General features: G+C 46.0%; 24 protein-coding genes. 7 read left to right on the top strand and 17 right to left on the bottom strand.

Annotation, left to right across the window (positions count from 1 at the left end; all coding sequences use genetic code 11):
* Positions 1 to 14: 14 nt before the first annotated feature.
* The 6 genes from DW091_RS09090 to DW091_RS09115 form a co-directional block, all read right to left on the bottom strand.
* Complete coding sequence (locus DW091_RS09090; RefSeq protein WP_118518003.1) at positions 15 to 815, bottom strand: MerR family transcriptional regulator; 801 nt, start codon at positions 813 to 815, stop codon at positions 15 to 17.
* A 131-nt stretch (positions 816 to 946) separates the two neighbouring features.
* Complete coding sequence (locus DW091_RS09095; protein ID WP_074616951.1) at positions 947 to 1264, bottom strand: hypothetical protein; 318 nt, start codon at positions 1262 to 1264, stop codon at positions 947 to 949.
* Positions 1265 to 1412: 148 nt separating this feature from the next.
* Positions 1413 to 2264 (bottom strand): phosphate ABC transporter substrate-binding protein, encoded by an 852-nt coding sequence (locus tag DW091_RS09100; protein WP_118518004.1) that lies wholly within the window; start codon positions 2262 to 2264, stop codon positions 1413 to 1415.
* Positions 2265 to 2546: 282 nt separating this feature from the next.
* Positions 2547 to 3854, bottom strand: coding sequence for a hypothetical protein (locus DW091_RS09105; RefSeq protein WP_147365284.1), 1308 nt, complete (start codon positions 3852 to 3854; stop codon positions 2547 to 2549).
* A 142-nt stretch (positions 3855 to 3996) separates the two neighbouring features.
* A complete protein-coding gene (locus tag DW091_RS09110) occupies positions 3997 to 4530 on the bottom strand; it encodes a hypothetical protein (RefSeq protein ID WP_118518006.1) in 534 nt (177 codons plus the stop codon).
* A 95-nt stretch (positions 4531 to 4625) separates the two neighbouring features.
* Positions 4626 to 4988 carry a hypothetical protein gene (locus tag DW091_RS09115; protein WP_118518007.1) on the bottom strand — a complete coding sequence of 121 codons (363 nt, stop codon included), beginning with the start codon at positions 4986 to 4988 and terminating at the stop codon, positions 4626 to 4628.
* A 544-nt stretch (positions 4989 to 5532) separates the two neighbouring features.
* On the opposite strand from DW091_RS09115, the gene DW091_RS09125 reads away from it, so the two are divergent.
* A complete protein-coding gene (locus tag DW091_RS09125; RefSeq protein ID WP_118518009.1) occupies positions 5533 to 5913 on the top strand; it encodes a hypothetical protein in 381 nt (126 codons plus the stop codon).
* 129 nt (positions 5914 to 6042) lie between these two features.
* Here the strand turns inward: DW091_RS09125 and DW091_RS09130 are convergent, their stop codons facing one another.
* A complete protein-coding gene (locus tag DW091_RS09130; RefSeq protein ID WP_147365285.1) occupies positions 6043 to 6252 on the bottom strand; it encodes a VOC family protein in 210 nt (69 codons plus the stop codon).
* A 325-nt stretch (positions 6253 to 6577) separates the two neighbouring features.
* On the opposite strand from DW091_RS09130, the gene DW091_RS09135 reads away from it, so the two are divergent.
* Positions 6578 to 7435, top strand: coding sequence for a methylenetetrahydrofolate reductase (locus tag DW091_RS09135; RefSeq protein ID WP_074616753.1), 858 nt, complete (start codon positions 6578 to 6580; stop codon positions 7433 to 7435).
* Positions 7436 to 7538: 103 nt separating this feature from the next.
* The gene (locus DW091_RS09140) at positions 7539 to 7751 is read left to right on the top strand and encodes a TOBE domain-containing protein (protein ID WP_013380675.1); all 213 of its coding nucleotides are present in this window, start codon (positions 7539 to 7541) and stop codon (positions 7749 to 7751) included.
* Positions 7752 to 7794: 43 nt separating this feature from the next.
* Here DW091_RS09140 and DW091_RS09145 read toward each other — a convergent pair whose 3' ends face one another.
* The 3 genes from DW091_RS09145 to DW091_RS09155 form a co-directional block, all read right to left on the bottom strand.
* Complete coding sequence (locus DW091_RS09145) at positions 7795 to 8448, bottom strand: hypothetical protein (RefSeq protein ID WP_074616752.1); 654 nt, start codon at positions 8446 to 8448, stop codon at positions 7795 to 7797.
* A gap of 185 nt (positions 8449 to 8633) precedes the next feature.
* Positions 8634 to 8882: a DUF6485 family protein gene (locus DW091_RS09150; protein WP_058694364.1), complete on the bottom strand. Its 249-nt coding sequence runs from the start codon at positions 8880 to 8882 to the stop codon at positions 8634 to 8636.
* Between the two features lie 65 nt (positions 8883 to 8947).
* Positions 8948 to 10171, bottom strand: coding sequence for an MFS transporter (locus DW091_RS09155; protein WP_118518011.1), 1224 nt, complete (start codon positions 10169 to 10171; stop codon positions 8948 to 8950).
* A gap of 131 nt (positions 10172 to 10302) precedes the next feature.
* Between DW091_RS09155 and DW091_RS09160 the strand changes: the two genes are divergently transcribed.
* Positions 10303 to 10977, top strand: a complete 675-nt coding sequence (locus tag DW091_RS09160) for a TetR/AcrR family transcriptional regulator (RefSeq protein ID WP_058694362.1) — start codon at positions 10303 to 10305, stop codon at positions 10975 to 10977.
* Here the strand turns inward: DW091_RS09160 and DW091_RS09165 are convergent.
* Together DW091_RS09165 and DW091_RS09170 are read right to left on the bottom strand one after the other, a co-directional pair.
* Positions 10974 to 12347, bottom strand: a complete 1374-nt coding sequence (locus tag DW091_RS09165) for a uroporphyrinogen decarboxylase family protein (RefSeq protein ID WP_118518013.1) — start codon at positions 12345 to 12347, stop codon at positions 10974 to 10976. The two genes, DW091_RS09160 and DW091_RS09165, sit on opposite strands and share 4 nt — an antisense overlap.
* A gap of 38 nt (positions 12348 to 12385) precedes the next feature.
* Positions 12386 to 13594, bottom strand: a complete 1209-nt coding sequence (locus DW091_RS09170) for an MFS transporter (RefSeq protein ID WP_074616749.1) — start codon at positions 13592 to 13594, stop codon at positions 12386 to 12388.
* 301 nt (positions 13595 to 13895) lie between these two features.
* On the opposite strand from DW091_RS09170, the gene DW091_RS09175 reads away from it, so the two are divergent.
* Genes DW091_RS09175 through DW091_RS09185 form a run of 3 tightly spaced genes read left to right on the top strand, consistent with a single transcriptional unit; the run spans position 13896 to position 17352 of the window.
* Positions 13896 to 15566, top strand: a complete 1671-nt coding sequence (locus DW091_RS09175) for a glutamine--tRNA ligase/YqeY domain fusion protein (RefSeq protein WP_118518014.1) — start codon at positions 13896 to 13898, stop codon at positions 15564 to 15566.
* 35 nt (positions 15567 to 15601) lie between these two features.
* Positions 15602 to 16903 (top strand): phenylacetate--CoA ligase, encoded by a 1302-nt coding sequence (locus DW091_RS09180; RefSeq protein WP_118518015.1) that lies wholly within the window; start codon positions 15602 to 15604, stop codon positions 16901 to 16903.
* Between the two features lie 11 nt (positions 16904 to 16914).
* On the top strand, positions 16915 to 17352 hold the full coding sequence (locus DW091_RS09185) for an amino acid-binding protein (RefSeq protein WP_038351511.1): 438 nt from the start codon (positions 16915 to 16917) through the stop codon (positions 17350 to 17352).
* Between the two features lie 59 nt (positions 17353 to 17411).
* On the opposite strand, the gene DW091_RS09190 is transcribed toward DW091_RS09185, so the two are convergent.
* From DW091_RS09190 to DW091_RS09210, 5 genes are all read right to left on the bottom strand, one after another.
* A complete protein-coding gene (locus DW091_RS09190; protein WP_058694357.1) occupies positions 17412 to 17621 on the bottom strand; it encodes a helix-turn-helix domain-containing protein in 210 nt (69 codons plus the stop codon).
* A 15-nt stretch (positions 17622 to 17636) separates the two neighbouring features.
* Positions 17637 to 18302: a hypothetical protein gene (locus DW091_RS09195; RefSeq protein ID WP_118518016.1), complete on the bottom strand. Its 666-nt coding sequence runs from the start codon at positions 18300 to 18302 to the stop codon at positions 17637 to 17639.
* Positions 18283 to 19611, bottom strand: a complete 1329-nt coding sequence (locus tag DW091_RS09200) for an MFS transporter (protein ID WP_347561012.1) — start codon at positions 19609 to 19611, stop codon at positions 18283 to 18285. The genes DW091_RS09195 and DW091_RS09200 overlap by 20 nt, the downstream gene beginning before the upstream one ends.
* A gap of 343 nt (positions 19612 to 19954) precedes the next feature.
* Positions 19955 to 20527, bottom strand: a complete 573-nt coding sequence (locus DW091_RS09205; RefSeq protein WP_118518018.1) for a D-Ala-D-Ala carboxypeptidase family metallohydrolase — start codon at positions 20525 to 20527, stop codon at positions 19955 to 19957.
* Between the two features lie 291 nt (positions 20528 to 20818).
* Entirely contained in the window at positions 20819 to 21055 is a 237-nt protein-coding gene (locus DW091_RS09210; protein ID WP_058694749.1) for a DUF2922 domain-containing protein, read from the bottom strand.
* Positions 21056 to 21209 lie beyond the last annotated feature (154 nt).

Genomic DNA, 21209 nt, shown 5'->3' on the forward strand with positions numbered 1-21209 from the left:
GACATTTGCCACGCTTATTTTTTTATCGGGACATAAATCTCTGTAATATTCTCTTCAGGCAGAACCTGCGTTGGATCGGTCTGGTAAATCTCATAGGGGGCTCCCGAAACAGTGTAGCCTTCATCCTCAATCCATTCTCTTATTTTTGCGTAAACAGAAGGCAATTCGGTATAAGCGCCCTTTAAAACGGACATGACACAGAAGCCCCCTTCCAAGATACGGGTGCTTTCCTCCGCCTCCCTGATGGCGACAGCGTCCTCCATATCATAGTTTTCAGGATCATAAACCTCATCGTGAAAAATGCTCATGGGGCCAGCGGTAAGCGTGAGCCCTTTATCCTGAACGGTTTTCATCAGCTCCATAATATATTTTTGCGAATCCTTGACATTCATTTTTTTCCTTATGGATAAAATGGGCATGGGTTTAGTTTCAACAAGCTTGACTTCAATCTGTTCTAAATAGGCCATAATGTTTTTACCTCTTTCTAAGTTTGAAATATCTTTTTCCAGCAAGGAGAGAAGCATCTGATAATGCTGTGCTGTCTCCCTCAGAACTACCTCCTTCTCCCTGATCTGCGAGAGAATAAAGGTGTTATCCTCGGGATTCTTAAGCACTTCGGCAATTTCGTCCAGTGAGAAGCCGTACCATTTCAGCTTGCCTATGAGCAAAACAGTCTCCAGCTGGGTGGCCGAATAATAACGGTATCCGTTCTCATCATTGACATAAACCGGTTTGATCAGGCCGATTTCATCGTAATACCGCAGTGTTTTAGTGGTAACATTACTGATTTTTGAAAATGCACCAATGGTCAGCATTTTGTTCCTCCCTTTGTAATTCATTGTTCGAACATGACTTAAGTATACACATTCCAGTGACTGGAAAGTCAAGCGCTGTTTTAAAACTTTTTAAAAAAGCCTGCCTTTTGACCCGGCAGGCTTTATCTGTTTTATTCAAACTTCATTTCAATATCGGTTTTTAAGGCCAATCCTGCTTCAGCTTCCATGGCCTTGATCACCCCAACGGCCACCGGACAGGCTGGATGCTTCATATGCTTCGCGAAGATCTTATAAACGGTGTTGCTGTCATATTTTTCCTTACAGCAGATTCCAAGAGCATCCAACGGTTCTGCCAGATCATCATTTACAGCCTTGTAATGAGGGCATTCCGATTCAACAGTCACCTTAACCTTGTATGGCTTTTCGGTTTCAGCCTTGATGACTGTGTTAAAGCCACAGGGGCCGGCATTCAATTTCAGGGTTGTCATTTTCTTTTCACTCCTTCTTAAAATCTTAACCCTATCATATGCCTTTTTGTGCCAAAAAACAACATTAAACTTTTTAATGGCCTTGACAAGCTTCCGACATTAAAAAAGCCCCCGGCAAACCGGGGACAAAAGAAGGTGGAGCCTTTATTTACTGTTCAAGCGCAACCTTGATACCGCCTTCTTTCTCAACAATGGCCTGTCCTTCATCGGTCATCAAGAAATCTAAGAAAGCTTTTGTCTGATTGTTCAGGCTGTCTGTCTTGTAAACTGCCAGGAACGGTCTGGATACCGGATAGCTTTTATTTACGACATTATCGACGGTTGCTTCAACATTGTCAACATTTACTTTTTTAACGGTGTTGTCCACAAAGGTTAAGGATACATAGCCAATAGCATTTTCATTTCCAGCGACTGTAGACTGTACATTACCGTTGCCTTCTTTGATGGTGGCGTCTGGTTTTAGTTTATCCTCAAATTTCAGCAGCTCTTCGACGGCTGAACGGGTGCCGGAGCCATCTTCTCTGGATACGACGACGACGGGCGCATCGTTACCGCCGACCTGGCTCCAGTTTGTGATTTCACCAGTATAAATCTTTGTCAAGTCCGCTGAGCTGAGGTTGGTAACCGGATTGGATGGATGTGTGATCATGGCAATGCCGTCATAGGCAAAAACAAGCTCCGTCAAGCCAGATTTCTCTTCATCCTTTAATTCTCTTGAAGCACAGCCAAAAGCGTAGGTGCCTTCCGTTGCTCCCTTAATACCGTCAGACGAGCCGGTACCGCTGTATGTAAATTTGACATCCGGATTCTGAGCTGCAAACTCATCGCCCGCCGCTTCGATGATCTTCTGGACTGAGGTGGAGCCTCCGCCGTTGATTTCACCGGAAATGGCCGCTGAGGAGCTGCCCGTACTGTCTCCTCCGCCGCTGCATCCTGCAAATGCAAATGTTCCGACAACCAAGGCCATGGACAGACCTGCTAAACGTTTCTTTAATCCCATTTAATTTCTTCTCCTTTAATATTTAATTTCTTAAGTTGTGCTTAACTACGAGATTAATCATACCAGAGAAAAACACCTCTTTGGTTTTGAATCGGTAAAGAAAAGGTTAAAGCTCTGTTAAATCAGACTAAAGTACCTCAGACGAAAATATCCCCGGCTTGGGGGAGCCGGGGATATCAACAATAAAAGGTATAAGGAAAATTTTGGGGAGATGTAAGTAAGAGGTATGCATTAATAATATACCCTGATTTTAGTTTTTAAACCGCTGGAATACGCGATTTTTTATTTCGGGATACAGGCAATATATTTTCTAATATTCTCGTTACTGTCATAACGACATTCACTCCTCATTTCCGAGGTTAACCATTTATGCTGTACAAGATATTTAACGGCTTTCTCACGACAACCCGAGCAAAGCGAATTTTGATATATGTAATCCAGAAGCTCTCTCGGATATGCCTGACACGCTTCTTGTTCGAACGCCCAGAGAATATGCCGCATTATTTCATGCCAGCCGCTCACGTTGGAATATGTAACAGGCAAACGATATAAGGCCTTGAATAGTACCTCCTTGTCGTTTTTACAATAGTTGGTAATCAGCATACAGATCGCACTTGCTGTGTTCGCTTTTTCTGGCAGCAGTTTGAGTGCCAATAGCCTTACTGCCTCACCACGGCATGTTTTAAGCGTCTCAAGCGCAACCTCACGAAGCTGTAGATTTTCTGAGTGGACGTCTGCGATAATCGCTTCGCATGGACCGGGAAAATTTATTCCGAAAAATGTGGAAAGGAGTACTGCCTTTACTGATGGTTTATTACAGGAAAGAATATGCTCTGCTAGTTTTTTCTTTTCTTCATCACTGGCCGCTCTCCTGAATCGGACTCTTTTGGCAATGGATAATTCGCCATTGACTGCCTTTGTTAAAAGCTCGTCGGCTGTGTCAACCATTTGGACAGGCACTGGTTTTCGTTCATGATTCACTCGTTCCTGTTCGGTTATCTGGTCGCAAAAGTAGGACAGCGTTTCTGAATCCTGGGCTGCTTTTAAAAGATTTTTGCATATACATTTCTCTCCAAACTCGCTTTTAGCGTTATCTATAAAGCACCAAAAGCTGCTTACAGTAAAACGGGATTTTTTTAACAAAACGCCAATATCGGATTCCATCGAAAGATACTGGCCAATGCCATCCAAGGATGTCAAAACAATACACAGACTTTCAAAATCCCACGCAAGGCCCCATGACGCTCTGGAGCCGCAATGCGTACGGAGAAGCTTATGATAAAGGACATCGTACTTTTCGTAGAGGGCTGCTCTTGCTTCTGCATTTCCGGCCTGCGCAAAGCACAGGAGGATTTCACAATAATGGCTGAACTGCCATTTGCCCCATCCGTCAGTTGAACGCATCTTTTTCAGGGCTGCCGCAATGGGCTCAACGAAATACGTCTCATTATCATAGTGGGCGGCAAGCTCATGGAGATAACACGCCCTGGTTCCTTCACATTGGGTGTCATACGACAGATTTCGCAGACATCCCCAGAGAATTATATCACGGTACTGCTCGATATCGCCGACGGATTCAAGTACCAGCATGCAGCTTCCCAGACCGCGTTGCATTGCATATTTAAAACCTGACTTTGTCATATATTACCTCAACAATTTTAAATTCACAAGAAAATATATTTTTTCTACAGCATATCGACCACTTTGAGCAAAATTGGTATTAATTGAAGTCTCAAAGCACTTTAAAAATATGAAGTATCTGCCAGTCCTCGTCTTCAATACTGCCGGGCAACCACATCCCCAACTGCATGATAACAGCCCGGAAACACTCAGCATCCTCATATGCACCAAACAAGCCGTAAGCATTCAACTTCTCTGTAAAATACTGTGTTAAAACATTATGTACGGGAGATGAACCTCTAAAGAACCCCTCTCCTACCATCGAATAGACACCCACTCCTGTAACATCCACACCATAATATTCAAACTTATGCAGACAGTCTTTGTGTTTGCTGAAGTAGATCACTTCATAAGATTCTCCGGTTTCCTGTGTTGCCAGATTGGCATATTCTTTTAGTTCGTCAATTGTGAGCTCATTGGTAATCCCCGTGTTTTTCAATGGTTCATTATATTCGATATACCTCTCCCACAGCGAAATGTACCGTTTGTTTGTACCTGATCCGTAAGGTGCTTCTACACGATTGAGACCTTTATATTCTTTCTTCACAAATAGCATTGGTGTTGATAGTACTTTGTAACATCCCATTTGAACCTCCTATTAAAATTGAAACATTTGTAACAGACGCTGTCTGTCTCACAACCATTAATCGATATGAAGTATGCGCTCAGGTCGCCCCCTAATTAGTGTGGCCGAACCAGCATATGATTTCCATCTACCTCATATACAATGGCTTCGTAGGATTCTAACTGATCAGGAAAAGGCACCATATACGTATAACATTCAAGAACACTCCCTTCTTCTTTTGTGATGAAAAAAACAAACCCAACCTCAATACGATTGTTGAGAATCGCTCCGACAGCAACGTCGATTGTCCTATTCTTTTCGCTCAATATATCTTCTTTATTATAATTAGTAAAGAATCCAACGCCTGTAAATTCCCTGCTCGTAACGCGAGCCTTAAGGATTTGATCCCTCAAATCAGGATAATCACGAAAGATTAATGCGATAACTTCTTTTTCCATTTTCTCTTGAAGTGTATCCAATGTGTGCCACCTCCCATGGTATGAAAAATTTAAATTCGTATATATCATCTGTCCTGTCCAGAATAGCAGTTGAAAATCACTTAATATAAACAAAAAACTTCTGTCACCAAAAAAAGGTTTATGACAGAAGTTTAAGAGATGCGTAAAACTTTATTATGCTGTCTTTGTAGATGGTGGCTTGCCGACTTATTGTTAACAAAATACGGCTGTGCATCAGTAAAAGATTCTCACTTAATTTTCCAGAGTAACAAAGTTACTTTCCTTTGGCAGGACTCTCTACAAATTTCTTTTATTTTTTTTACTTATAATAACATAATAGCAGGTTTTTGGAGAAAGTCAACAATAATTAATAAATTGGGATCAACTCATTATTTTTTCAAAGCAATTTTTTATACTATTTTTATGGTCTATCAGAATGCAATTTTGAAGAAAAATAAATGGCTTTATCGATCGTTTTTTAATATTATCCATGATATAATGCTGGTATAGATTTGTTGGACAATATGCCGTGCAGAAAATTTATATTATACGGAGGTAAACAGACATGGATTTTGATGTTATGGTAAGTAAAGCAAAAAAAGTGATAAATGAAAGCGCTGTGGATGATGGCGTAGCGTTTGCTCTATTTACAAATAAAGGGAATTTATATATTCCTTTTTGTGCTGACTGTTGTTGTGGCTATGGAAAAAAGTTTTGCGAGAGCCCTAACCTTCTTAATGACATGATTGCCGCTGATGATACCAGAATATTAAAAATTGCTGGTGTTTTCAAGCAAACCACCCCAGTAAAACAAACCGGTATCGACCTCCCTTGTGCTTGGATTCTTAAATTTATTCGTAATATGAACAAGGAAAATGTTAATGCGGAAATTCTTATGCCATCACATGGCACCAAAACACTTAAGTTTTGTTGCCCGCCACGCTAAGTATATAAAAGCACTTTAAAAATATGAAGGACACGCCAGTCCTCACTGTCATCGTTTAGACAGACTAATTCCAGAAGCAAGCAGATATAACTTATCTCAGGCTAATCTGCCCTCTATCCTCATATCTTTTTAACCCTCCGACAGATATTTTTCTTTATGTTCATCTGTGTGCTCGATCAGTTCAACACTTGCGCCTTCACTCTCCATGATCGTAATACACCCGCTATCTGGAAGGTCGACACGGTACCCTTTTTTAAAACCTAAAATATCTCTGTACAACTTCATGGATTCCTCTAAGCTTTTTACAATCATCGTTGAGTATTGTACTCTAACTGCCATTTCATTCACCCGTATCCTTTTAAACCTTTCAGTTTTTTGTTTCTGTTTGTTCGATAGTCTTTGTCTCTTTACGCACTTTGTCTTTAGATTCTGAGTTGTTGCCATAGCTTCATCAATACTGTTTTTCTCTGAGTACAACAACTTATTTGTTCACGCTTGATAAACAGCCTGATAAAATCCAGTAAAACTAAAAACCAGACCATAGAAATCATGCGCGCCATGAGCCTTTATATTGACTTTTGTTGCATATACACTGTTTATTCGTAAAGAAATCGGATATGCTTTATATAAGCTATTAAGTAGAAATTAAATACGGAGGGGTTTTATGACAATACCAGAAATCATGAAGAATCGGATGAGTTTTTCTTTTGAGGTTTTTCCGCCAAAGGAGGAACAGCCGCTTGAGCCGCTGCTTGACACACTTGATCATCTCTACGCGTTCAAGCCGGATTTTATCAGCTGTACCTATGGCGCCGGCGGAACCAATGCGGGCAGAAATGTGGAAATTTGCAAGGCCATTAAGGACAGTGGCGCAACGATCCCCATCACCCATTTTACCTGTATTGGGAATTCCAAAGATAAAATCCGTGATGAACTCAGAAACTACCTGTCACTGGGCGTAGATCATATTCTGGCGCTGCGGGGCGACTTTCCAAAGGGCAGTGCTTCGACGGGCGGAGATTTTGATTATGCCAACGAGCTGATCGCTTTTATAAAAGAAGCGTTTCCAGAGTTCAGCATTGCCATGGCTGGGGACCCGGAAAAGCATTTTGAGGCCAGCAGCTTTGACGAGGATATTGCCCATCTGCGCATAAAGCAGGATGCCGGCGCTGATTTTATTATGACACAGCTCTGCCACGATGTTGCCCACTATGAATGGTGGGTCGAAAAAATCCGGAAAGCGCATATCACATTGCCGATTGATGTGGGTATTATGCCCGTTCTGGCTAAAGACCCGACCATCCGCATGGCGGTATCCAACGGCAGCTCCATTCCAAGAGACCTGGCTGAAATTATTGCACGCTATGGCGATAATCCAAAAGATTTTAAAAAGGCCGGCGTGGAGTATACCGTCAAACAGATCCACCGCTTTATAAGCGCCGGAATCGACGGGCTGCATATCTACTCCCTTAACAAATGGGCGGACATTTCCGAGATTGTCCGTGCTGCCGGTATCCGTTGACCGATATGATAAAAAGACAGGGCTCCGCCTTTATTTAAAGTTATTCTTAAGCTGTATTCATTATGATAATAAGAAAATATACCATAGAAAGAAGGCATTTTTGATGAAATTAAGTGCTCGCAATCAATTGGCCGGAAAGGTCGTCTCGATTAAAGAAGGCGCCGTAAACGGCATTGTTGTTTTAGACATCGGCGGTGGAAACCAAATTTCCTCCACCATCTCCATGGATTCTATCAGAGAGCTGGGCTTGCAGGTAGGTTCGGACGCCTATGCGGTGATCAAAGCGACCTCCGTCATGATCGGCATTGATGACTGACACTAAAAAACCAAGACGCCTCATTTAAAGCGTCCTGGTTTTTTTAAAGCTGCGCTTTATATGCTTCCAGCAGCGCCGCGTATTCTCTGTAGGGCACCCTGTACTTCTTGGAGCAGCCACAGCCAAGCCCCACGCAGTATGGTTCCAGATGCACCTCTATCCAGTCGTCCAGGTCCAGATTACCATCGAACTGGGACCATATTTTTGACTCGATCTTTTCTCTGTTTGAATCAAAGGGATAACGAACCCCTACAAAGCGCGGACTGTAGGATAGCTCGATAATATCATCGTCCCGCACATTTTTATCATTTTCATCCCTCCGCTTTTCGGCCTCTGCCTGAAGGCGTTCAATTTCCTGATCCAGCTTTCCAAGCATTTCCAGATAAGCTGCCTGCACGCTTTCGGGGATCCCCACATAGAGGGCTTGTCCCTTTTTATTTTCAATGCCGAACTGCTCTTCCATCCACTTGGCCATACCAAACTTAAAGCATAGCGCTGGACCTTCCTTTTTATTGGTTTCGGCATAGCAGCTGATAAAAGCCGGATTTTTCAGGGCCTCGCCGTTTACCATGACCTGTTCACATTTATAACCGCGCAAAGTCGTTTTCTTGGCGGCGTCCTCATCGGTTAAAGGGGCTGTGCGGAGTTCAAACACGGCATTTTTACCACCCAGCTCTGTTTCAAATCTAAATTCCATCCATTCCACCTCATTCTGTCAATTTTCCTCGTCTATTATACACCTTACGCCCAAGAATTTCAGCAAAAATTCCAGATAAAAAGTGGTTTATAAAACTGTTTTATCTGGATTTAAAGGAGTGAATAATGCCCATATACAAAAAAGACAGAGGATATAAAAAATCCTCTGTCTTTTTCAGCGGCGGCCTAAGCCTGCTGCCTTCTCTTAACATCCTCTAAAAAAGCTTCCAGGCTTCTGTCATGGAGCTTTTCTCCTTCTTCGGAAAACAGGCAGCCTGGTATCTGCCCCCGTCCCCGATGCTTGGCGATACATTCACAGCAGTAGCCATGCTGTTTACAGCCAAATTCAGTACAGGTACAGCCCTGCTCATTTTTATCCCTCCGGCAGATCCGCTCTTCAGCAGTTTCGGGTGTTTGACATGTGTTGCAGCTCATGATGATACTCCTCCTGATTTGTTTTTCAGGATTATTATAACACAGTGCCCCGCACTTTAAAACTTTCATATTAAATCTGTCGGGCCGGGCGTGTCCTTCGATCCAGAGGCCTGGTACCATCTGATGCTGCGATACTCGGCAAAAGCAAAAACCAGTATCCATACGACGGGAAAGATCAAAATTGGCGTCAGCTCGGCGGTATTCAGAACCTTCATCAGCCCGGTGGTGATATAGGCCGCCAGAAAGGTGGCAATGTACTGAACCCCCACCACGATTCCCATGGCGCGGGGCACACATGCCGGGGGCACCACCTCAGTCGTCTCCTGATAGACATAGGAGATGGACGTCATGTAGGACCCGCCCATCAGGGTGACCAAGATGATCAGCAAAAACCGGTTTGAAAAAAGGTACAAAATCAGAAGCACTGCGGACATCAAAAGGTCTGAGACAACCGAGGTATAGCTTCCGAGCTTTCCATAGGTCCGGTCAAAAAAGAAAGCAAAAACCGCTCCGCCCAGGGTATCGACCGAAAGAGCGATTCCTGCATAGCTCACATCTCCCAGGCCATGCTCCACAATATACAGAGACAGAAAAAACCCCGGAACAAAGTAGGTAATGCCCAGCACGATGAAGTTAAGCAGCATTCCCCAGAATCTTGGGCCCAGTCTGGCGCTGCCCGGGTGCCTGTCCTTTTTATTGCTTTCTTTATCAAAGAGCGTGCCGGGCAGGCCCGGGATAAACAGGGCTACCATCAGGGTCATGAGCGCCGCGGACCAGTAAACATTAAAGACGCCAAACCAAGACCGCTGGGCCAGATAACCTGCCGCTACCGAAAATAGAGAGCCCACCGCCGCCATGGCGGCATTGTAATATCCCATGTGTTTTGCCCGGACCCGCTCATCGACATAGAGTTCCGCAATCATTGTGACCGCCGCCACGTTAATATAGGCGGAGGCGGCTCCGCACAGCAGGTTAACCGCAATCAGTCCGCCGATACTGACCTGGCGGGTAAAAAGCAGGGCCGAGACCGTAAAGATCACACAGGCGAGCAGCAGGGCTTTTTTTCGGTTCGTCCTGTTGTAGATGGCCGGTGAGACAAAGGACACGCACATGATGACAATGTGTGGGCCGGAGATAAAAAATCTGACCGCAGCGGGCTGGTCTGGAAAGGCCGCATAAATATTATAATTAATCACCTGAAAAATAGTGGTGTACATCACCGCGAAGGAGGTGGTCAGAATACTGATATAGGCCAAAAGCTTTTTGGTTTTGGATAATGCCTCTAACATGACAGACCTCTGATTCTGGATGCTTCATCCTTTAAATAAAATGATTCTCCTGTTTTAAACACGGTATGTTTTGTGTTATCATAATATTACATATTTATTTGACCGTGATTAAAAAAGGAGACGTACTCAAAATGGCAACAGAAAACAAGAATGGCATTTCAACCCGGAAGAAGATTTTAACCACCTGTAGGCATCTGTTTTATGAAAAGGGGTTCTCTGCCGTAACCTTTGCCGGAATCTGCAAGGCGACCGGTACAAATCCCGGCTCAGTCTCCTACCATTTTAAAAGTAAGATTAACATCGCCCTGCTGATCTACCAGGAGCTTATGGAGACCCTGTCCAACGAATCCAAGGCACTATTTCCAGAAAGTGATCTGACACAGCAACGTATGCTGGCACTTGCCATGCATTTACGTCTGCTCTATGACAACGCGAATTACCGGCGCTTTTCTGCCGAGGTCTGCACACAGCGTGCCTACGACAAGGAGCTGTCCCGCTTTGTCTACAGCTATTCGGAGCCCTTTCTGGTGGCTAAGGAATACATGAGTGAGCAGAAGGCCTTGTTTTACTTTGCCGCAATGATTGGGATGGACGGGTATCTGGAGTCCTATATTGACCGGGATATCGACCGGCTGACCTTTGACGAAATTTTCAATTACTATCTTGAGCTGCACTATTCTTTTCTTGAAAAGGCGGATTTTTCCCGGCGCTTAGACCGTGTTTATGAGGACTTAGGCACGCTGGAGATCCGGGTATCCGAGGATTTCGAGCTCTCCATCGCGCCCTGTCCTCCGGCACAGGACTAGCAGCTCATATAGAAGAATTTTTCAAATACTGCGTCCTGGGCTGCCATTACCAACGGTCTGGCGTTATCCGGCGTATTGGGGTAATATTTCACATAGTCGTCCCAGCTCTGGTAATAGCGGCTTTTAAATGCCGGAACCTCTGAATGGTGATAGTCTTCCTTTTTAAAGACCTCACCCGTGGCGGTTCCGGCATTTTTATATACGCCATAATCCCGCACTGTTTCACAAACTGCCGCCAGGTTTTCAAGCTTGATATCCGCCAGTGTGATAGGATCCTTGTCAAAGCCGAAAATATATTGTCCGCCGGGCGCCATAATGTCCAGCCATGCCTTTGTTTTATCAATAACCTCCTGCTTTGTGCAGGTTAAAAGATTGTTCAGCGGGAAACCGCCGCCCAAAACGAATTTTTTGCCCAGCTTTTTCTTGATCTCCCTAGGGTCGGTCAGTTCAAAGGTAAAGTACATGCCTGTTGGGAGCTCATACAGATAGTCCAGCAGTCTTGTCCAGTCGTGCTCTAAAAAGGCGCCGCATCGCATTCCAAGTGACGCGTAGTCGGTTACCAGGCGTTTCCACGAGGGCAGCCAAACCTCTGCAAAATCCTTTTCACGGATATAGGTTGCCATGTGTAGTTGGAACATGGTTGGATTATAGCGGTTGATCTGTCGGCTGTCTGTACATTTCCCCATTTTATACATCATGGGATAAATGGCGTCAAGGGCCTCTATCAGCTTCTTCCGGTGTCTTCGAACATCCATGCAGATGCCTGAAAAACTTCTGAGCTGATCCCCGATCCAGTCCATCGGAGCGCGGCCAAAGCCTTGAATGCCGACATCCGATGGGTAGCCGTATTTTTGGTTAAGTCTTTCTACCATAGACCCAGTTTTTGCATAGTAGTCACCCTCCAAGATCATTTCCTCATATAATGAAAACAAAACCTCTCCCGCACTTTCCTCCACATTAAGGTTTTTATAAAGCCGCGGAACACATTTATCAATTAAAAAAGCATACGGGTCTTCGATAAGCTCGCTGTACTCATCGGCCTGCATACATTCTGTATTAGGGTGCTGCATGATCCCGGTATTGGACATCAGTTTGTTTTTGGCATCCAGCGTCTGGGAAGAATAAGGTGCGTAAACAGATCCTGCATAAATACAGGTATCGGTCGGGATCATTTCGCACAGCTCCTCCGCGGCCGACTCAAGCAGTGAAGGGTCCCAGTAAGCAGCCTTCCGGTCAACTCTTCCATAATCCGCCACTGCGGTTAATGGCAGGCTGACCGAAATAGGCACCCGTTTCGGAATTTTATTGTCAAATACATCTTTAATATTCTGTGTTCGTTCTTCACATATTTTTTTAACGTCATCTCTCATTTGTTTCAATCTCCTTTTAATTTATTAATCCAAGTCTTTTACGCTTCACTGGTCTCTGCAAAGCTTCTTTTCTCAATGGCAGATACAAATATTTCCGCCACAAACAGCACTGCCAGTATGACGGCTGAAATAATCCAAGTTTTTACGAAGGAATCGGTGTGCATGAGCTGGGTCAGCCATGTCGCGTAGTAAGTACTGACAAAAGAGCCAATGCCATAAACCGCTGTCGAGATGGATACTGAATCGTCATATCGAGATTTTGGTACAATCGCAAATCCCTGGGCATAAGCATATGAGAAAGCATATTTGTAGGTACAGCCCCCTATAGTACCTACAACTAGAACCGTTGCCACTGATGGGAAAAGAATCAGAATAAACAGGGACAGCGCGGCTACAAGATAACAGAGGGTAATGGTCTGCCGTTTGAGCTTGCTGTAAACAAAGCCAAAGCCCAGGCAGAGCACAAACCCGGCTAGTGATTTAACGGAGGCTGAAATACCTGCCAGCTCGGTTCCTCCAATACCGTTTTCCATAATGTAGGAGGACAGATAATAGAGGACCGTCCCCCCCAATACCACATTCATCACAAACCATCCAAAGCTCATCCACCAAAACCGCCAGCCCAGGGATTCCTTTTCAGCCTTGCCGCCGGACTGCTGCGCGGCCTGGCTTTCTGGACGGATACTGGGAATAAACACGATCAGCAAAATTACCATTGGCACCGCTGACCAGTAAATCTTAAAGACATTCTGCCAGACACCGCTGGCTGCCAGAATACCGGCCGCATAGCTGAAGATAACCCCTACGAGACTCAGGGCCGCATTATAATAGCCTGTAATTTTAGCCCTTTTCGTCTCGTCCTCATAAAGATCCGCGATCAGGGCGACAGCCACCACATTGACAACACCTGAACCAATCCCCACCAGAGTACGCATGATACACATGTATAAAAAATCATCGACTAAAACGCCTAAGATCGCCCCAACGGCAAAAACAACGCCGCCCGCAATCATAACGGTCCGCTTGTTAACCTTTTTCAGAACCACGCCGGTTAATAAAGACGCAATGACAACAATTAACATTGGTCCCGAAATAAAATAATTAATATACCCCATTGAATCCGGATAGGCCTGATATAACAGACCAATTACAGGATTAATGGCCAGATCCGCCATAACGGCAATAGCAGTGGCCATAATGGCAATGACTGCCAACGTTTTCTTTGACCGCGACATTTCCACTGACATAACACTCTCTCCTTAATACTTGATTTACTGCATTAACCTCTGCTCCTCTTTATGTAACACACTTTTTTACTCCCTTCAATTATTTGAGCGTGATTAAATTTGAGTATGCTCAAATTATATTTCGTTTAATTTCGTTTGTCAAGACTAAATTTTAAAAATTCTATATTTTACGTTTTTCGAAATTATGGAGATCCACCGCAATTTCTCCCACAATATCCCATCTTAACTATAGGCTTTTGCCTGATTTTATGATATTATTTTAGGAAGTATAAAAATCAAGAATCACAACAGGAGAGAATAGATGGAGACAAACGAAAAAACCAATTTTATTATCAACGCCATTGACGAAGACAACAAAAACCATGTGTACACCGACAACCGTGTGCATACCCGTTTTCCACCCGAACCCAATGGCTATTTACATATTGGCCACGCCAAGGCCTCTTTGCTGAACTACCGCGTAGCCAAAAAATACAACGGAAAGTTTAACCTGCGTTTTGACGATACCAACCCCGTCAAGGAGGACATTGAGTACGTCAACTCGATCAAAGAGGATTTATCCTGGCTGGGTATTGACTGGGAAGACCGCCTCTACTTTGCGTCCAGCTATTTTTCCAAAATGGCGGAATATGCCGTTGAACTCATTAAAAAGGGCCTTGCCTTTGTAGATGACTTAAATGCCGACCAGATCCGTGAGTACCGCGGCACCCTCAAGGAGCCTGGTAAGGAAAGCCCTTACCGCAACCGCTCTGTATCCGAAAACCTTGAGCTTTTCGAAAAAATGAAGGCGGGAGAATTTGATGAAGGCGTCAAGGTACTCCGCGCTAAAATCGACATGGCCAGCCCGAATATGAACATGCGCGATCCGGTCATTTACCGTATCCTGCACACCAAGCACCCCAACACCGATGAAGACTGGTATATCTACCCCATGTACGACTTTGCCCATCCGGTAGAAGACGCTATTGAAGGCATCACCCATTCCCTCTGCACCCTGGAATTTGAAGACCACCGCCCTTTCTACGACTGGGTTCTCGCCAATCTGGACGACTTTAAGGCTGAACATCCCCGCCAGATCGAATTTGCAAAGCTGAACCTGTCCGGCACCATTATGGGCAAGCGCTACCTGAAAAAACTGGTGGACGAAGGCATTGTGGACGGCTGGGATGACCCAAGACTGGCGACCATCTCCGGTATGCGCCGCCGTGGCTATACCCCGGAAGCCATCCAGGCCTTCTGTGAGGAAATCGGCGTGGCCAAGGCCAACTCTACCGTAGACATCGCCATGCTGGAGCATTTTATCCGCGACGATTTAAAGCTGAAAGCCCCGCGTGTCAATGCTGTGCTTGATCCCCTCAAGGTTACCATTACCAACTACCCCGAGGATCAGACCGAGTGGCTTGAAATTGAGACCAATCTGGATGTGCCCGAAATGGGCATGCACAAAATGCCCTTCGGACGTGAAATTTATGTTGAAAAATCAGACTTTATGGAAGCTCCGGTTAAAAAATACTTCCGACTCTTCCCCGGCAATGAAGTCCGCCTGAGAGGCGCTTATTTCATTACCTGCAACGAGGTTATCAAGGATGAAAACGGCGAGGTCATCGAGCTTAAATGTACCTATGATCCCGAAACAAAATCCGGCTCGGGCTTTACCGGGCGCAAGGTCAAGGGGACCATCCACTGGGTATCCGCCGACTTGGGAAAACAGGTCGAAGTCCACATGCTGAACCCGCTGCTTAAGGATGAAGAAGGCTTTGACGCCGACACCTTCCTTGATAAGATCAACCCCGACTCACTGAAAAAGATCACCGCCTGGGTAGAACCGCGTGTGCTCGAAGCTGAGCCCTATGACAAGTTCCAGTTTGTCCGCCAGGGCTACTTCTCGGTTGACCCTAAATATTCAACCGAGGGAAATCCTGTCTTTAATCAGGTCGTGCCGCTTAAAAGTTCCTGGCGTCCTGGAAAGTAATCCGCATTCAATCGCGTTTATCATAAGGAGTAAATATGATTTGGTCACTAAAAGAAACCCTGCCCCGCGAAGAAATTCGTGAAATTCAGTTCAAACGTCTAAAAAAAACACTTAAACATGTGTACAAAAACGTGCCTTACTACAGAAACCTGTTTAAGGCCAATAAAATCAAGCCCGATGATATCCGTTCTCTGGAGGATCTGCGTTTCCTCCCTCTTACCACCAAGGAGGATCTTCGGATGAACTATCCCTTTGGCCTGTTCGCAGTGCCTAAGGAAAAAATCGTGCGCTACCATGCGTCCTCCGGCACCACCGGCAACCCAACCGTTGTGGGCTACACCAGGAAGGATCTTGAAACCTGGGCCGAGTGTATTGCCCGTCTGGTTACCATGGGCGGCGTGACGAAACGGGATACCGCACACGTATCCTTTGGCTACGGCCTGTTCACCGGGGCTTTTGGCCTGCACCAGGGCCTTGAAAAGGTGGGTGCCGGCGTAGTGCCCATGTCCAGCGGCAATACCCAGAAGCAGATAAAAATCATGAAGGATTTTGGCGCCACTGTACTCATCGGCACGCCATCCTATGCGCTGCGCTTGGCCGAGGTGGCCCAGGATATGGGCCTGGACCCGGCAACGGATTTAAACCTGCGGGTCGGCTGCTTTGGCGGAGAGGGCTCTACCGAGGCCATGCGCGCCAAGATCAACGAGGCTTTTGGCCTGTTCGCCACTGAAAACTACGGAATGAGCGAGCTCATCGGCCCCGGTGTTTCCGGCGAATGCCGTGAGCTCACCGGCATGCACATCAATGAGGATCACTTTATTGCAGAAATCATCGACCCTGTGACACTGGAGGTTCTGCCAGAAGGTGAAACCGGCGAACTGGTTATCACCCCCATCACCAAGCAGGCACTGCCGCTGATCCGTTACCGCACCAAGGATATTACCCACCTCGACTACTCCCCCTGCGCCTGTGGCCGTACCACTGCGCGCATGGCCAAGATTGAAGGCCGTACCGATGATATGCTCATCATCAGCGGCGTCAATGTCTTCCCGTCTCAGATTGAGGAAGTGCTGTTGAGTATTGACGGCATTGGCTCTAACTATCTGATTACCGTCAGCAAGAAGGGGTATCTGGATAAAATCGAGATTGATGTGGAGGTCATCGACCACGACCTGCTGGATTCTGTCACCAAGCTGGATGCACTCTATGCCGAAATCAAAACCAAGCTGCACACCATCCTTGGAATTCATCCGACCATCCACCTCGTTGAACCAAAGAGCTTAAAGCGTTCCGAAGGAAAGGCCCAGCGTGTCCTTGACCTTCGAGACGAAAAATAAGGAGGCCCGATATGTTAATCAAACAATTATCCATTTTTATCGAAAACAAAAAAGGACATCTTGCCAGCATCACAAAGGTGATCTGTGATGCCGGAATTGATATCCGGGCGATCTCGGTTTTTGACAGCTCCGAATTCGGCATACTGCGCCTGGTTGTCAATGAACCCTACAAAGCCGCCGAGCTCCTGAAAGAAGCCGGTCATGTGGCCAAAATGACCGATGTGCTGGCCGTTGAGCCCGAGGATCGTATCGGCGCCATGTACCGCATTTTTGACACCTTATCCGATAATGACATCAATGTAGAATATGTCTATTCCTTTGTCATGCGCAATCAGAGCGCCATGCCTCTGGTTATCATGAAAACCAGCGATCAGGAAAAGGCGATCGAGGTTCTCAAGAACTCTGGCGTCATCGTTCTGCCAAAGGAAGATGTCTATCAGGTCGACTGAGGGTGGCTTTTACAGGCAAAAATAAAAATCACAGGGCGCTGCTCTGTGATTTTTTCATTTTATCCATGTCTGCCGTTGGCTGATTGGTGCTCTACCGGGATGTGGTAGAGCTTTATTTTGTGCTGCAGGTTTTGTCTGGAAATCCCCAGAACTCTGGCGCTTTTGGAAATATTATAGCAATTCTCAGTAAGCGCATCCAGTAAAAGCTTTTTTTCATAGGCATGAAGGGCTTCCTTTAAGCCGCGTGTTCCTGTTTCTTTGCCTTTCATTTTCTTACCTCCCTTTCATGCAAATATCTGCTCATAGGCCTCCGGGTCAAAGGGTACCTTACGCCCGAGACAGTCGTATTTCTTGCACAGGCTGCAATTATCGTAATCCTCATCGCCTGAAAAGAGCAGCTCCGATACCGAATACCCTGGTTGCATATAGTTTTTTTCTGTCAGCCGGACCCCGATGGTCTCTGTCACGTCTCCGATAATCTCAAAAAGTGCAGGATTATTGGCGATCGGCCAGTCTGGCAGTGATCCCGGATTCAAACGGCCCATATGGTCAAAAGAAAAATGGTCTTTTAAATAACGGTCCACCCCTGCCCGGGCCTCTCTGAGGGCGGCATATTTTAACAGATTACGCACCTCATCCGAAGGCAGTTCCAAAGCGTCAAGCTCGTCGCCTGCTGTTACCACAGTGGCAAAAACCCGCTCGATCCCCTTCAGCTTTTCGGCCAGAAGATGGCTTTTAAAAATTTTATGCGCAACCTGCACCCGGTCACCGCCAAACTCCTTTACTGTGCACCATTTAATGACAGCTCTTGGCTTTACAAGCTTTTCGGCCGCTGGGGCCCATTGAAGAAGCGCACTGTAAACCTCTGACTGAGGGTCAATGTTTTTGTCCCCCGCAAAGGCCTCGATATCATAAAAGATTTCCATGGGATTAAATACGATTTTTTCCATTTTGTTTTCCACCTTTCTCACGATCACTTTTTATCATCAAGCAGATTACCACTGCTAAAAGCGCCATGACCAACATGAGCTGATAGGCCAGGGTAAAGCTGCCTGTTGCCTTTTTAATTGCGCCGCCCGCATAATTGCCAATCATAGAGCCCAGCCCCAGCGAAAGGTTGAGCAGCCCAAACAGGCGGGCTGTTTTATCCGGCGGCAGAATTCTCGAAACATAGGTAGGATGCAGTCCAAAAATACCATTGTAGGTCAGTCCAAAAATAGCGCAGGCCAGAAGCGCGGAAGCCGCGCCGCCTAAAAAGACCACTGACGCAATGGACAGCACCGATACACTGTAGGTGATGAGCATGGCCGTTTTAGCGGAGGTATGGTCTGCCAGCACACCTGCGATAAACCCGCTGAAAATACCGATAAAGCCAAACAGACTCCAGCAGAGTCCTGAAACCTGCTCACTGAGCCCCATATCCTCCTGCATGAGCGGGACAATATAGCTCTGAAAGGGAATCAGATAAAGTCCTGAAATCACAAGCAGAGCCACCAGCAGCAGGTAATGCCGCCAGATACAGCCAGCGGGCCCGCCTTTCTGGGCCGCCGGAACAGGCTTGGGCGCTGGCACCGTCGGTTCACGTCCTTCTGGGCCACTTTTTCCAAGGGCTGTGATCGCATAAATTCCCAAGGCCCCAAGAATAAGGCTGATAATTCCAAAGACCAGCCACACCGTATGCCATGTACCATATTTAAGGAGCCACGGGATAAGCATACCGTTTAAGATCAGGCCAAAGGAGGTTCCGCTGGAGATAATGCCCAGGCTCTTCCCCCTGTTTTTCTCCTGGATATTTTCCGCCACAAAGGCCACCATGGGTATCCATGAGGTTGCGGCAAAGATTCCCTGGAGGGTGACAATACAGAGCAGTATCCATGGATTATTCACAAACGCCAGCATCGTGACACTGACGCCGCAGAGTATTACTGAGCCTCCAATTAAATGCCTGACGCTGACCACACTGCAGAGCAGCCCGCCAAGCAGAGAAAACAGCAGATAAGCACCCTGATGAAAGGCGTTAATCCGTCCCACAAACTCATAATCAATCCCCAGTTCTCTGACAATATCCGGGGTAATCATCGAAAAAATATATCTTCCAAAAGCAAAGGTAATCGTGATGAATCCTGTCAGGCAGCAGACATAAATGAGTTCTCTGCGTCTTTCAGTCATGATGATCCCTTCCTTCTGTTGGTTTGGAGCCTTCCGACAACGCCGCTTTTTTCTACATCCATTATACTTTCCTTTCCTTGTTTTAAACAAGCTTTTTCTGCCTAAAACAAATTAAATTTCCTGACACTATACTAATGCAATTTCCGTGCCAGTTCCTTCAATTTTTTAAAGAAAGTTTGCTTCTCAACATACCTAAAATATCTTATAAAATCACAATTATTTTATAAAAAAGACGCTTTAATTCTTTGACGTTTCATTTTTCCCGCATAAACGCATTACACGCAAAATCACGTGACACTTCCTTTATTAAGGCCATTATCAACGTTTTATAAGCAGTATTATTTTAAGATGCCAAATATTTTGCGTCCAGTGGGTTTTAAAAAATAGAAAAATCTTGAACTTTTTCAGACATTTTTTAACAAGTCAAACATCCTTAAGGCATGATTTCCACATGGATATAGCCGCTGCTGTAATAGGGCAGCACGTTCAGCCCGCAGTCCTTTGCTCCGGCGGCCAGATCGCCCACGCCCACTCCCGGGCAGTAGAGATCTGCCGCGCAGCCCCGCTTGTGAAAGGACCAGCTGACGCCTCCTACCTCCTCGTTGCGCGCCGCGCACCGCACGCCTGAGGTGATGATGACCGGACGCCCGAAAGAACAGCGCAGGGCTTCGATCTTCTCCAAAAGCTCGGGGGCCATGGCGCAGGGCCAGCCATCGCAATAGCCTGTGCAGTCACACTGGTATTCTGCCATGGCAAAGTGGGGTGTTGCCATGAGGGGCGCCTCCTCCTCTGTGCCGGCCGGTGCGCTGTCGCTGTCCTGAGGCGGCGGCATTGCGGGTTCTCCGGGCTTTTCTGGCGTGTCCGGTTCTGTTTCCTCGGCGGGTGATGTCTCTGGGATGATGAGATTCTCGGCTCTTTTGGGGCTAAGGCTTTTCAGGAACAGCATTGTGACCACCGCGCAAATCACAATCAGCCCGATTATCACTGTTTTCTTCGTTCTTTTCATGTTTTCCTCCCTTTAGAGTTTGGATAAAGGTGTTCATATGATACGAAGCGATTGCTTGAAGCTCTTTGAGTTGATCGTGGATAGTGGATGGTTGTCGTACGCTTTCGCCTGTGGCTCAAGCGATTAATATGCAGCTGCAGGCCGCACCCAATCAAATCTGCCTGTGGCAGATTTGCACCGAAACTTTCCACTATCCACTTTCAACCTTCAACTAAACACTCCTCTTTTTAACACTTTATCTCTTACTGATCTCCTTTATCAATACTTTAAAAAGGGGCTTTCGCCCCTTTCTTATGCTGCTTCCTCGATGACCACGTCGGTTTTGGTGGTGTCGACTTTCACGGCTCCGGTCACCTTGACCAGCCCAAAGCCGTCGGGCAGAAAGGCGCCCTGGTCCACAATGGCCTGGGCCCCTGCCTTGATTTCGGCATCGGTGATGCCTTCCTTGTAATCGGGAATGGTGATCTTAAACTCTTTCCCGTCTGCTCGCTGAAAATGGATGGTTAAATCTTTGTTGGTTGTTGGCATTTTAAAATTTCCTCCTGTTTTTTAATATCTGTCTGCGGCACGACGAGGGCGTCGTGCCTTACGTTTTTTAATGGAAGGTTGAAAGTTGAAGGTGGAAGGTTAAGGGCCAAATTCGCATAGCGAATTTGATCTAAATCAAATCAGCAAAGCTGAT

This window comes from Eubacterium sp. AM05-23, assembly GCF_003477535.1.
GTDB classification, from domain to species: Bacteria; Bacillota; Clostridia; order Eubacteriales; family Eubacteriaceae; genus Eubacterium; species Eubacterium maltosivorans.